Consider the following 13,253-nt stretch of genomic DNA (forward strand, 5'->3'; position numbering starts at 1 on the left):
CAGCCGGTCTGCATCCACGAACCTGTGCGACGACGCTCGCCGTCGCTCGGGACCTCGCTGCGCGGATGGACTACGAGCTGGGGTTCGTGCTGTACGACATAGAGGGCACCGCCGCCCGGTGCGGGGTGTCGACGGCGACGGTGAAACGGCACGTCCGGGTCCTGCGCGAGCTGGGCGCGCTGGTGTGGAAGCGGCACGGTACGAAGCGGAACCTCCGGATACCCGGGCGCCGGTACGCGGGGACGGCGACGATCTACGCCGCGGTGATCCCCGCCGCGTACGACGAGGCCGTGGGCCACCGTCTGAGCGGCGTCGGGTACGGAGCGCGGGTCGTCGGGATGACGGCCGAAGGCCGGGTTCGCGCGGCAGAGGCCGTGGGTACGGACGACCGCACCGGGGACAGTCCGCCTGTGGACAACTCTCCTGCGGGACAGGAGGGTTCGCGTGACCGTGCACCCCATTCTCCTGGGCCCCACCACCCCGTACGTACAGCTGAGACGAGTGGGTGGTCCAACTACACCCCGCGTCCGCGCGCGGGATCCGCAACCGCCTCAACTCCCCGAGCAGGCCGCACCCGTGGCAACCGCCCGGCGCGACGGAATCCGCTCCAGGTCGCCCGCGACATCGCGGTCGCCCGGCAGGTACGCCCACGCGTCGCCTGGACCCAGCACGAAGGGTTGCGCCGCCTCGCGTACGCGCTGCGTCCGCTGCTCGACCGTGGCCTTGACGCGCACGACATCGCGGCGGAGCTCCACTCGTGGTGGCTGGACTGGCGGCCGAAGTGCCCCGCCGCGTACATCACAGCCCAGCTGGCACGCCGCGCCGAGCGGGAAGCGTCCACGGCAGGGCACCCGCCGACCGGCCCGTCGGAGGCGTTCACCCGAGCCGTCACCCGCATACGAGAAGCGGCAACGGTCAGGACCACCGACGCCACCGACGCCTCGGACATCGGCCTCGGCATCGACGCCCTGGCACCCGCCGAGATCGTCCAGCTCCGTTCGGCCGCGGTCACGGACCCCGGCCTGGTCCTCACCGCCCTCGCACACCTCGGCGAACGCGACACCCGGCGCCTGTACACCAGCCGCCTCGTCGACCAGGCCCTCCTCCAGGCGTTCGGCGGACCGCACCTGGCAGTCAGGCAGGCCGGGCAGGGTGGGCGGCCGTGCGCCTGAACCGGGTGCAGATGCGCTCACCCCTGCACCAGCTCCAGATACGGCCCGAACTCCGAGGCCAGCATCAGCCGCCCCAGCTTCTGGTACTCCCGCTGGATCGCGTGGATCAGCGACGCCATCGTCACCGCGCCGCCCGTGTCCGCCGCCAGGTACGCCGCCGTCACCGCGATCGAGCGGATGTTGCCGCCCGCCAGCTCGAAGTTCTCCGCGCAGAACGCCAGGTCCAGGTCCGCGCCCCTCGGCAGCAGCGGCCCCAGGCAGCGTTCCCACAGCACCAGCCGCTGTTCCACGTCCGGGACCGGGAAGTCGATGACCAGGTCCAGGCGGCGGGTGAAGGCGTCGTCGAGGTTGGCGCGGAGGTTGGTGGCGAGGATGGCCAGGCCGTCGAAGGACTCCATGCGCTGGAGAAGGTAGGCGCTCTCGACGTTGGCGTACCGGTCGTGGGCGTCCTTCACGTCCGAGCGCTTGCCGAAGATGGCGTCGGCCTCGTCGAAGAGGAGGACACCGTTCACCCCCGCCGCCTCGGTGAAGATGCGCTCCAGGTTCTTCTCCGTCTCGCCCACGTACTTGTCGATGACCGTCGCCAGGTCGACCGTGTAGAGGTCCAGCCCCAGGTCGGCCGCGATCACCTCGGCGGACATGGTCTTGCCCGTGCCGGAGTCCCCCGCGAAGAGCGCCGAGACGCCGCGCCCCCGGCCGCCGCCCGGCCGCATGCCCCACTCGCCCAGCACCCGGTCCCGGTGCCGGGCGCGGGCGGTCAGTTCGCGGAGCTGGGCGTGGGCGTCGGGTGGGAGGACCAGGTCGTCCCAGGTCACCGTGGGCTCGATGCGGCGGGCCAGACGGTCCAGGCCGGCCGCGTTCTGGGCGCGGGCGCCTCGGCGTACGTGGTCCGGGGTGAGGGCGCCGCCGTCCAGGCGGGCGGTCTGCGCCGCGCTCTGCGCCGCCCCGGTGACCTGCTCCGGGGTGAGGAGGAACGGCGCGAGCAGGTGGCCCGGGTCGACCCCGGGCGGAGGAGGGCCCTGTGCGGCACGCCCGTACGCGTCCGCCCACAGCGCTCCACGCGCGGCCGGTCCGACCCTCGGGGCGTGCAGGAGCAGCGGCGGTACGGCGGACCAGGAGGCGTCCCACGGAGCCCTGCCCACCATCACCACCGGTACCGGGGTCGCCGTGAGCAGCCTGAGGAGGCGCGGGTGTTCCCGGGACATCGCTTCCAGCGGCGCGCACACCAGGCCCGAGCCCGTCAGCCGCGCCTCCCTGACCAGGGTGCGCACCGCCTCCGCGGGCGCGGGGTCCTCCGTCAGGCGGGCCAGGTCCAGGCCCAGCACGCCCAGCCCGGCCCGGGTGAGGGCCGACGCGGCGAGCGCGGTGCCCGCACCGCCCTGATCCTCGCTGAGGTACGCCAGCCGAGCTCCCCGGCCAAGGACCCGGGCCAGTGGGGCCGGGTCGCCCACCCCCGGCACCGCCTGCCACGGCGCCAGCAGGCCGGCCAGGCGCGGGTCCCGGGTGTCGTCGCCCAGCAGATGCGCGGTGACCCGGTCCGGGACCCGGAGGGCGCGGCTCAGGAACGGGCGGTCCAGGTCCTCGGCCAGGAGCAGCCCGGCCTCCCGGAGCGGGGCCCGGGCGGAGAGCCGGCCGCGCGCCACCGGATCGGCGGGGGACAGCCCGCACAGGCCCAGGGCGAGGCCGATGGAGGGGCGGCGCCGGGACACGTCGTCGTTGAGGTAGCCGTAGAACGCCTCGAAGCGGTCGTCCAGATCCGGCACGAGGGCGATGAGCAGGATCTCCACGTCCAGCGCGGTGAGTCCGAACTCCGCCTCCAGCAGGGCGAGGCGGGAGCCCGTGCCCCCGTCCGGGGGCGTGTCGGGCGCTGGCTCGGGGAAGCCGCGTGCGCTGTCCTCGTCCAGCAGCCTCGCGACGCTCTCCTCCGTGAGGTACAGCCCCCGGAACTCGTTGTCCGGGTCCGGATCGGCTTCCCGTCGGGCCTCCACCGCGCGGCGGACACGCTGTTCGACGGTCACCGCGCGGGCCAGCAGATGGCGGAGGTTCACGTCGGAGCCCGGGGCGGGCCCGGTGGCCTGGCCCGCCACAGGGTCGAGAGGGGAGCCGGGCCCGTGACCCGTCGGCGGCAGGGTCGTCATGGGGTGCGGTCCTCCGAACGTCCCTCCGGGGCGCCCCGGTTCTCCGTGATCCGCAGCGACAGACCGTGCCGCCTCGCCCGCCCACCCGGGGCGTCGGTCCCGGCGCCCCCGGGCTCGTCCGGCGCACCGGCCCCGGTCGGCGCCGGCCGGCCCGGGTGCCCCCCGTACACCGACAGGCCGACCCGCCCGGGCATCGTCTGCCGGGGTGGTTCCGGAGGCGGCGGCACGTCGCCGAACCGGGCCAGGAGCCCTTCATCACCCACCGGCGGGCCCGCCGTGTACCTCGGCGAAGAGGTCACCGGCACACTGACCACCAGGTCCAACGAGGGCTTCAGCTCCCCGCCCAGCGCGCTCCAGACATCGGCGAACGACCGGTCCTCCGGAGGAGGCAGCGCGATCGACATCGGCACGGAGGCCCCGATCTCCTCAAGAGCACCGGTCAGATGTGCTTGAGGCAGCGCCTCGTACTCCAGCAGACAACCGAGCAGCGACGACAGCAGCCGGTGTTCGTCCTCCGGGCGCTTGGTCCAGGCGGTGATCAGATACGAGAGCTTGAAGTAGCGGGGCGGACGGCGGCGCGCGACGATCGCGCCCCGCTCGTCGTACTCGTTGTGCAGTCCCCGCTCGCGTCGCCGCATGTCCTCGCGGATGTCGTAGAGGTAGAGGTTGACCATCGGGGCGTTGACCCTGGCCGCCCACTCCCTCGTCGGCGCGTCGAAGACGACCGCGATGGGGCTGCCCTCCAGCGCCTCCGCCCGGATCAAGGACCTCAGTACGTCGTCCACTTCATGAATCACGGCCGGCCGTCCCTCCCGCGAACTGAACGAGCGTTCCTCCGGCAGGCGGGGCCGGCATCCCGATCACGCCCGGCCCTTGAAGTCGGGCGGCTGGAGGTGGCGTTGCACCACCAGGACGGACTTCCGTAGAAGGGGCAGACCATCGGCCTGCGCCCGCAGTACGCGCGGGCCGAGGGTGTCCTTGCGGAGGACCAGCACCTGCACCTCGAAGGTGCCGTCCCGGCCGACCCGGACGCCCGAACGGTCGCCCGTGATGCCGATGTTCCACGTGAAACGTACGGTCTCGCCCGGCGGATAGTCCTTGCCGCGGGCCAGCACCGGCTGTCCCGGTTTCGCCACCTGCGGGGTGACGGTCAGGGAAGGCTTCAGCACGCGCAGCCGGTCGGTGTCACGGTTGTTCGCCGCCCGGCTGTCGGGCTGCGTACCGCGCACGGTGGCCCGTACGTTCCCGGTGATCGCCGCCCGGTACGTCGCCGTCTGCGTCACCTCCAGTCGGCCGCCCGCGGGGATCGTGCACGGCTTCGCCTGGGTACACCGGGTCAGGGCCCGGAGGGTGCGGTCCGATGCCTTCGCGGGTTTCGGCCAGCTCGCCTCCACGACCACTCCGGTCGCCCGGTCGGGGCCGGCGTTGGTGACCACGACCCGGGCCTGGGCCGGGCGGCCGACGTACGTACGGTCCGGGCTGAGGTCGATCTTCACCGCCACATCGGCCGAGGGCGGAGGGGGCGGGGGCGGAGCCGGTGGATCGGGTGGCTCCGGCAGGGGCAGCACCTCGAACAGCGCGGTGTCGGTGCCGGTGTTCCCCGCCGCGTCGGTGGCCGAGCAGGTGACCGTGGTCGTGCCCACGGGGAAGAGCGAGCCCGAAGCCGGCGTGCAGGTGACCGGCAGCGTGCCGTCCTGGGCGTCCGTCGCGGTCGCGGTGTAGCTGATCCGGGCGCCGTCCTCGTCCTCCGCCCTGGCGATACGGTCGTCGACGGTGACCACCGGCGCGTTGACGTCGTTCACGGTGATGCTGATCGTCTGCTGGAAGTCGGGGTCGGCCGCCGCGGCCGGGCCCACGGACTCCGCCCCCGGCACCTGAGTGCCCAGCAGGAACTGGACGGTACAGGTGAGCGTGGTGCCCTGAGGGGCGTCGGCGGACACATCGACCGTCTCGGCGAAATGCGCGGTCTCGCCGCTGGTCAGCCGGCGCACCGGCGGATCGAGGGTGACGGTCAGATGGGGGTCGCAGTCGTCGAGCCGGTGGCCGACGGAGGTGGGGAGGTCCTCGAACCCCTCCATGACGGCCGCGGCCACCTCGTCGCCCTGGATGCCCTCCAGCAGACGCCCGTCGGTCGCCTCGATGATGCGGGTGGCCTGTCCGGGCGTGGTCGGCGGGTTCTCGACCTGGTCCGGGTAGTCCGGGTTGCGGGCGTTCCCGTCACCGTTGAGGCCGTCTCCGAGAGGGCTGTCCACATCGACGCCGACGACCCGGACGCCCTTGTCCTGCAGGGCGAAAATCGTCTCGTCGATGGTGTGCCCGTTGCTCGGTTCATGGCTGGAGGCGTCACCGATCAGCACGACGACCGGGCTCGCCCCCTCGCGGAAGACCGTCTTGCCGCCCGCCCCGTCGGCGATCTCCCACAGCCCGTTGATCCAGTCCTCGGACGGGCCCTGGCTGTACTCCCCGAGATCGGTGCGCAGCCCGTCGACCCCGGCCTGCACCTTGTCGATGTCGTCCGTCAGCTCCTGAAGCACCTGGAAGCCGGCGTCGGGATCGACTTCCTGGTCTCCGAAGGTGGCGACGGCGAAACGCGACTCCGGCTGTTCGTCGAGGACCTTGCGGGTGATCTCGGGAAGGTTGCGCTGCACACTCTCGATCGGGTCGCTCATGCTCCCCGTACCGTCCACCAGCAGCACGACGTCCGGCTCGGGCGGAATGGCCGGTGTCAGCACCGCCTTGTCCACACCCGTCGAACCCCCGGGGTCGAGCGCCTCCTCCAGGACCGCCGGCGTGACCCACGGCTGCGGGGACATCGCGGCGACGGAGCTCCCCTCGCTCGCCGCGCCCGAGGCGGGCGCGATCCCGGCCCCCAGCAGCAGGAGGACGAGCATCACCGAACGACCCACTCCGGTCCGCCCACGTGACCGCTTCGCCCACTGGAGCCTGCGCACAGAACGTCTCCCCCGCACCCGGACATCGCAACGAGAACACCCTCCGCACCGTCCCGCATCCAGGAGGCGTGCGCAGCGGAAAGCGAGTCACTCCCCGGGGAATCCACGGATGCCCTTTCGGGCACACCGGCCTTCCGCCGTGAAGAACGGCCGGGGCCACTTATGGATCACTCTCCGGAGATCGGATTTCACGCACGCGGAGATCGGCCCACACGCATCAAAGATCACTTCACGCACGCAGAGATCAATCACGCACACCGGAGATCAACACACTTACGGAAGATCCAATGCGTACGCCCGGAGATCGAATCTCTCCGGAGAAGATCAGATCAGGCCCTGCCGCATCGCGTACGCCACCGCATGGGAGCGGTTCCGCAATTGCAGCCGTGTCATCACCGAATGCAGGGCGTTCTTGATGGTGCGTTCCGAATAGGCGAGTTTCACGGCGATGTCCGCGGTGTCGTACCCCTCGGCGACCAGGCGCAGCACGTCCACCTCCCGCGCCGCGAGGCCCGTGAAGTGCAGCCCCCGGGGCCCCAGCACCTGCCCCTGGAGGCGGCCCACCTCTTCGAGCAGGCGTCCGAGCAGGTCGGAGGGGAGGTGCCCCTCACCCCGCGCCACCGTCCCGATGACCTGGACCAGGTGGTCCGGTGTCGATTCGGACCGCCGGATCACCCCGACGACCCCGCACTCCGCCGCACTCACCAGCTTCTGCTCGTCGATGTCGGTGGTGACCAGGACGGTACGGGAACGGCTGGTGCGCTGGATATTGCGCAGCGCCTGCAAGACCCCCTCGTCGACCGCGTCCACGACCATGACGACGACTTGGGGCGGGGAATCGCCGTCCCCCCATTCCCTGAGGTCGATTTCCGGCCTCGCCCTCAACTGGCTGGCCACACCGGCCTGGGAGATCGGGTCCTGTGTCCGCAGAGCGACAGTGGTGCGTTCCATACGATTGCTCCCCCTGGGCAACGGCTGGAAGACCCACGAAACACTCGCCCCCGCAGCCGTGTTCGTCCGCCCCACTGGTGGTGAGGCGTGCAGAAGATGCCCGTGTTTACCGGTGGGGAAACTAAAATGCTGTTGTGGGGCAGTGGATCTGCCCGAAAGTATTCCTCCGGGGCCGGTGCCTGACGTTCCGCGGTGACTCTACGGTCCGCCCTATGAGTCTTACGGCAAGCCTCGACGAGACGTCCGTCAGCGCCACACCGGGCGAGCAGACGGCTGTCCCCCTACAGGTGCGCAACTCCGGCCGGACCGTCGAGGAATACCGCTTCGAGGTGATCGGTGCCTGTGCCGCCTGGTCAGCGGTGGAACCGGCGGCGCTGTCGCTCTACCCCGGTGACTCCGGGACCGTGTCGCTCATGCTGCGGCCGCCGCGTGACTCGACGGTGCCCGCGGGGGAGACCCCGTTCGGTGTCCGGGTGGTGCCCACCGGCGAGCCGGGATCGACCCAGGTGCCCGAAGGCCACGTGACGGTGGCGCCGTTCATCGACACCACGGCCGAACTGGTCCCGCGCGCCTCACACGGCCCCCGGAGAGGTCGCCATCAGCTCGCCGTCGACAACCGGGGCAACACCCCGGTCACCGTACGGCTCGACGCCCGGGCCGGCTCCGAGCAGGCACGGGTCACGTTCGCCACGGCCGAGCTCCACATCGCCCCCGGTCACGCCGAGTTCGCGAAGCTGTGGGCCCGGCCGGCCCGACTGATGTGGCGCGGCACCCCGGTGACCCACCCCTTCCAGGTGTCCGCCACCCCGCAGGTGGCCGAGGGCCAGGAACCGGTGGAACCGGTCCTCGTGGACGGGTCCTACCAGCAGGACCCGCTTCTGCCGCGCTGGCTGCCCCGCGCCCTGGTCATCGCGGCCCTCCTGCTGATCGCCCTGGTGGGTCTCTGGTACGCGCTCCTGCGCCCGGCCGTGAAGTCCGCCGCCCGGGAGGCGATCACCCCCGAGGCGGTACGTTCCGCCGCCGCGGCCGACCGGAGCGCCGCGCCCGGCACCGGCGACCCGGCGGGCACCGGTGCGGACGGGGCCGGCGGAGGTGGCACGGCCGGAGCGGGGGTGTATAAGAGACAGGTCCGGGTCATGGACGCGGTGGGCGGCGGCACGAACACCGGGACCGCCCTCCAGGTACCGAGCGGCCACACCTTCCAGCTGACCGACATCGTCGTACAGAATCCGCAGGGAGACGCCGGAACGGTCGTCGTCTCCGCCGGCGACGGCACCCGGGTCCTCAGCCTCGGCCTGGAGAACTTCCGTGACTCCGACTACCACTTCGTGACGCCGATCCTGGTACCGGCGGGCGGCAAGGTCACGATGACCATCGACTGCCGCAAGGTGGGCAAGCCCGTGGGCGCCCCGGCCCCCTCCCGCTGCTCGGAGTCGCTGTTCCTCGGCGGCACCATGCGACCCGACACGACCGGCTGAGAAGCACCCCGGTACGACCGGCCGAGAACCACCCGGAGACGACCGGCCGAGAACCACCCGGAGACGACCGGCCGAGGACCAGCCGGACGCGACCGGCCGAGGACCAGTCGGCCCCGCTCAGGCCGGTGGGGCCTCGTCCTCCTCCGGGTCCTTCTCCTTCCCCTCCTCCTGCGCACGCTGGACGAAGGACCCCTGCACATCCGCCGGTTCCTCGTCCTCGTCCTCCGTGGCCTCCCGCTGCACGGCGGGAGCGCCGGCGGCGGCGGCAGGAACGGCCGCCGGGACGGACGGGGCGGCCGGTGCCGGATCGGCCATCACCCGGTCCGCGTTCGCCACGGCCTCCCGCTCGAAGCGGTCGGAGGGGTCGCTGACCCGGATGCCGCCGGGCGCCTCGGTGCCCTCCACCGGCCCCTCGCGCTGCTGGATCACGTGGGTCAGCTCATGGGCCAGCGTCGTGCGGCCCTGCGGTGACGACGGGTCGTACGCGTCACGCTGGAAGACCACGTGGTTGCCCACGGTGTAGGCGTGCGCCCCGACGCCCTTCGCCGACTCGTGCGCCGCGGAGTCGTGGTGGACGCGCACGTCGGAGAAGTCCGCGCCCATCCGGTTCTCCATGTCCACCCGCGTCTCGGTGTCCAGCGGGGAACCCCCGCCTGATCCGACGACGTCGTGGACCGGCGAGCGGGTCTCCTCCTCCGGTGCCGTCCCGGCCCGGGAGCGCTGGATCACCGAGCCGAGTGCGGCGTTGCCGACCGTCCGCTGGAGCATGCCGATACCGGCCGTCCCGAGCACATCCGCCCGGCCGGTGGCCGCCGCCCGGAAGAGGTGGCGGCTGCCCGCCGCCCCGTCGTGGAGGCCGTCCGTGCCCGGCGCCGCGTGGCCCTCACCGCGCAGGTGGTCCCCGAGCCCGTACGCGCTCTCGCGCCGCAGGACACCGTGGTCCCGCTCGGCGGCCTGCTCGTGGTCGTGGTCGTGGTCCGTCGCGTTCATCGTCGTCTCCCCTGACCGCACCGCGGCGGCGCGCACCGCGAACCACCGCGGGGGCCGCCTCCTCGTCCAGGCTCTCCACCCTCACGGCTGACCGGCCGCCCTGTCCAGCCCGCCCCCGACCGGCCCGGGGCACCCGGTGCTGCCCCTTCGGGTAGCAGGGCGGGACGGGCGGCCACCGTCCGTCAGCGTTCCGGGCGCCGCTGGTCCCCCCGGGGCATCGGCTGCGCCCCGCCCGGTGCGGACGGCCTGATCCCCGAGGTGGCCAAGACCATCCGTGCCTCCCCCGGTGCGGGCGGGCTGTTCCAGGAGGAGCCGCGCACCGCGTGCAGTCTGCCGTGCCGCAGGGCGAAGTACGGCAGTGCGAGGCCGAAGACCGCGGCGATCGCGTCGAGCGCCCGTATCTGCGCTTCGGGCACCAGCCCGGGCCCCGTCTCCTCGGCCCCGTCCGGGGGTGAGCCACCGAAGAGAGCCGTCCCGAAGAGGTCCGGGTCGAGCCCTTCGGGAGGTGTACCGGTGCATTCGGCCACGCTCCCGCGCGCCACCGCACGGAACCGCTGCCGACCGTCCTCCGCGTACGAGAAGTGGAAGACGTCGGGGAACACCTCGCAGGGGCCATGGCGTCTCTCGCACCAGACCGACACCGACCGGGTGCCCGGTGACACGGCGGCGTCGGGGCCGTCCACCCGGCCGAAGTGATACGGCTCGGGGTCCGACTCGTAGGCGAAGCTCCAGGCAGCCCCGCCCCCGCTCGCGTCGCCGCCCACGTCCGGGCAGGAACCCACCCGGTAGAGCGGACCTCCCCCACCGCCCCCTCGTCCGTCCGGTCTGCCGTAGCCCGGCCGGAACAGCTCCCCCTCGCTGAGCGGGGCCAGCAGCTCCCCGCCGCCGAGCCGCTCCGCGAGGTCCTGCGGTGTCACCCCCTGGACGGCCACGAAGCGGTAGGAGAACCTGTTCTGCCCGGCCCCCTCGGTCCACGCGAGCCCCAGCGGCCCGGCCGGCCCCGGCGGCACGGCGGACACCTCTCCCCGCCCACCGTGGCCGGCGCGCGGGGTGGCCAGGATGTGGCGCCCGCGCTCCGGGGTGACGAGCGGCCCCAGCACGGGGTCGGCCCTCAGCCCGAACGGCGCCAGGTGCTCCGGGCCGTACGGTTCCCAGTCGGGCACCGCGGCGGCGATCGTCCGCCACGCCGCGTCCGTGTCGCCCCAGCGGGCCTGTTCCCGGGCCGCGGCCACGGCCTGCCCGAACGGCCCCAGGGGCTCGTACCGGAACGTACGCGCCCGGGCCGCCGCCAACGCCGCCTCGGCCTCCCGGCGACCCTCCTCACCGTGCCGCCGCACGAACCAGTCGTCGTCCCCGGCGAGGTGGCCCCGGGTGTGTTCCACGGCGAGGAGGGGCATCGCCTCCCGCACGTAGAGCGGATCGGTCATGTCCACAGGCACCGAGAGAGCGTCGACCGGGCCGACGAGAGCAGCCATCTGGTCGCGCATCATCTTCGCCCGGGGCCTGTTGAAGGACTGGGCCTCCGCCAGCACGGCCAGCTGGGTGTCCACGTCCTGGCCCGCCAGACAGGCGAGCCGGGCACGCTCGACGGACGCGTCGAGCTCCCGGGTCATCTCGTCCTCGAACAGCGGGTCCTGGCCGTACTCTCCGCAGAATTCCCGGTGCATCGCCCGCATGAAGGCGGCGAAGGACGCGTACCGGTCGGGGTACTCCCCCGACCAGCCCTTGTAGACGTAGACCGCCCACTCGCCGTTCTCGTCGACGTCACCCGGGTCGAGCAGCACATCGGTCATGTCGGAGTCGAGGGCGAGCTGGAGCGCCCGCTCCCACATCCCGGCCACCAGGATCTCCGGCCGCTGCGACCGTTCGTCCAGGTGCTCCTCGTAGACGGCCTTCATACCCATCGCGTCCCGGTGCCAGTCCACCTCGGCGGAGACACCGAGCAGGTACACGGAGCCGCCCGCGTGCCGCCAGCCGTCGGACGCCTGGAGAAAGGCACGGTAGGACGGTGGGAGCCGGATGCCCAGCCGCTCCTCCAAGGCGGCCGTCCGCCGCTCGTCCGCCGGCGGGAAGCGCAGTCCGCCCGCCTCCAGGGCCTCCTCGTCGGCCTCCTCCGGCTCGATCAGGTCCTGCGCCATCACCCACTGCGCGTTCCAACGGTCCAGGAAGCTCTTCCAGTTGTCGATGTCCACGACGGCCGATCCTCGCACCCGCCGCTGACAGCCGGGCCACACCTCCGGTACCGCCGGGCTCGCCGATGCCCGCCACCCTGGCGATCATCGACGGTATGACCGAGAACAGCAGGGGCAACGACAGCACCGTACGGATCGCCCAGCAGCCGGAGGCGGACGAGCTGCTCGGCCGCAGTCCGCTGGCCGCCCTCATCGGCATGCTGCTGGACCAGCAGGTACCGATGGAGTGGGCGTTCACCGGCCCGTACACCCTGGCCGGCCGCATGGGTTCGGACGACCTGGACGCCCGGGAGATCGCCGCGTACGACCCGGAGGCGTTCACCGGGCTGTTCACCACCAAGCCCGCCCTGCACCGGTACCCGGGGGCCATGGCCAAGAGGGTGCAGCAGCTCTGCCGGTACCTGGTGGCGGAGTACGACGGTGAGGCGAGCGCGGTCTGGGCGGACGCCTCGACCGGCGCCGACCTGCTGGAACGGCTCAACGCGCTGCCCGGGTTCGGCACGCAGAAGGCCCAGATCTTCCTGGCGCTGCTGGGCAAGCGGTTCGGGGTGCGTCCGCCGGGATGGCGCGAGGCGGCCGGCCCGTACGGGGAGGAGGGCTCGCACCGGTCGGTGGCCGACATCACCGGGCCCGAATCGCTCGCCGAGGTACGGGCCCACAAGCAGCGGATCAAAGCGGCGGCCAAGGCCTCACGGCGGGCCACCTGACCGGGAACGAGCCACACAACCGGCCACAACCCGCCACACCTGTTCCACCCCAGCGGTCCCCTCGCTACCTTCCTGCACATCCGTTCGCATCGAACCCGCTCCGGAAGGACTCCTGTGCACGCAACTCGTCGCAGATCCCTCGCGGTCGTGGCCGCCACCACCCTGGCCGCACCCCTCCTGCTCGGCGCGTCACCCCACCACGGACACACCCCGCACGATCCCGCCAAGGACGCCGCCAAGCTGTCACGGCAGCTGGTCCGCAAGGCCTCGGCGAAGGACGCCTACCGGCACCTGCGGGCGTTCCAGGCGATAGCCGACGCGTCGGGCGGCCACCGGGCGGCCGGCTCACCCGGCCACGACGCCTCCGCCGCCTACGTGCACGACCTGCTGCGGAAGGCCGGTTACAAGGTCGGCTACCAGTCCTTCGACTTCGTCTACACCGAGACCCTCGCCGAGAAGCTCTCCGTCGACTCACCCGCCCCCCGGGACGTGCCCGTCAAGGCGATGACGTACACGAAGTCCACCGCGGAGGGCGGGGTGCGGGCGGCCCTCGCCGCCGTCCCCGACGACGGCACCGCGGGCTGCGAGGCCTCCGACTACGCCTCCGGGACCTTCACCGGCAAGATCGCGCTGATCAAGCGCGGCGGCTGCTCCTTCGCCGAGAAGCAGGCGGA

General features: G+C 72.5%; 10 protein-coding genes. 4 read left to right on the forward strand and 6 right to left on the reverse strand.

Features of this window, described 5'->3' with window-relative positions; all coding sequences use genetic code 11:
• On the forward strand, positions 1–1,172 hold a 1,172-nt coding region (locus IH13_RS39635), incomplete at its 5' end, for a cell wall protein (RefSeq protein WP_234433176.1).
• Positions 1,173–1,189: 17 nt separating this feature from the next.
• Here IH13_RS39635 and IH13_RS0100530 read toward each other — a convergent pair.
• From IH13_RS0100530 to IH13_RS0100545, 4 genes are all read right to left on the reverse strand, one after another.
• On the reverse strand, positions 1,190–3,310 hold the full coding sequence (locus tag IH13_RS0100530) for an ATP-binding protein (protein ID WP_037840621.1): 2,121 nt from the start codon (positions 3,308–3,310) through the stop codon (positions 1,190–1,192).
• A complete protein-coding gene (locus IH13_RS0100535; RefSeq protein ID WP_031080028.1) occupies positions 3,307–4,107 on the reverse strand; it encodes a Pvc16 family protein in 801 nt (266 codons plus the stop codon). Before IH13_RS0100535 ends, IH13_RS0100530 begins: the two co-directional genes overlap by 4 nt.
• 63 nt (positions 4,108–4,170) lie before the next feature.
• Complete coding sequence (locus IH13_RS0100540; RefSeq protein ID WP_110084957.1) at positions 4,171–6,201, reverse strand: HYR domain-containing protein; 2,031 nt, start codon at positions 6,199–6,201, stop codon at positions 4,171–4,173.
• Between the two features lie 384 nt (positions 6,202–6,585).
• On the reverse strand, positions 6,586–7,212 hold the full coding sequence (locus tag IH13_RS0100545; RefSeq protein ID WP_031080032.1) for a helix-turn-helix transcriptional regulator: 627 nt from the start codon (positions 7,210–7,212) through the stop codon (positions 6,586–6,588).
• A 212-nt stretch (positions 7,213–7,424) separates the two neighbouring features.
• On the opposite strand from IH13_RS0100545, the gene IH13_RS0100550 reads away from it, so the two are divergent.
• On the forward strand, positions 7,425–8,690 hold the full coding sequence (locus tag IH13_RS0100550) for a COG1470 family protein (protein ID WP_031080034.1): 1,266 nt from the start codon (positions 7,425–7,427) through the stop codon (positions 8,688–8,690).
• Positions 8,691–8,807: 117 nt separating this feature from the next.
• Here the strand turns inward: IH13_RS0100550 and IH13_RS0100555 are convergent, their stop codons facing one another.
• Both IH13_RS0100555 and IH13_RS0100560 read right to left on the reverse strand, forming a co-directional pair.
• Positions 8,808–9,680 (reverse strand): eCIS core domain-containing protein, encoded by an 873-nt coding sequence (locus tag IH13_RS0100555; RefSeq protein WP_031080036.1) that lies wholly within the window; start codon positions 9,678–9,680, stop codon positions 8,808–8,810.
• A gap of 182 nt (positions 9,681–9,862) precedes the next feature.
• Complete coding sequence (locus tag IH13_RS0100560) at positions 9,863–11,872, reverse strand: SMI1/KNR4 family protein (RefSeq protein WP_051835735.1); 2,010 nt, start codon at positions 11,870–11,872, stop codon at positions 9,863–9,865.
• Positions 11,873–11,967: 95 nt separating this feature from the next.
• Here IH13_RS0100560 and IH13_RS0100565 point away from each other — a divergent pair, with 95 nt between their 5' ends.
• Positions 11,968–12,579: an HhH-GPD-type base excision DNA repair protein gene (locus IH13_RS0100565; RefSeq protein ID WP_031080039.1), complete on the forward strand. Its 612-nt coding sequence runs from the start codon at positions 11,968–11,970 to the stop codon at positions 12,577–12,579.
• 114 nt (positions 12,580–12,693) lie between these two features.
• On the forward strand, positions 12,694–13,253 hold a 560-nt coding region (locus IH13_RS0100570), incomplete at its 3' end, for a PA domain-containing protein (protein ID WP_037840623.1).

The organism is Streptomyces sp. NRRL WC-3549, assembly GCF_000721935.1.
GTDB lineage: Bacteria > Actinomycetota > Actinomycetes > Streptomycetales > Streptomycetaceae > Streptomyces.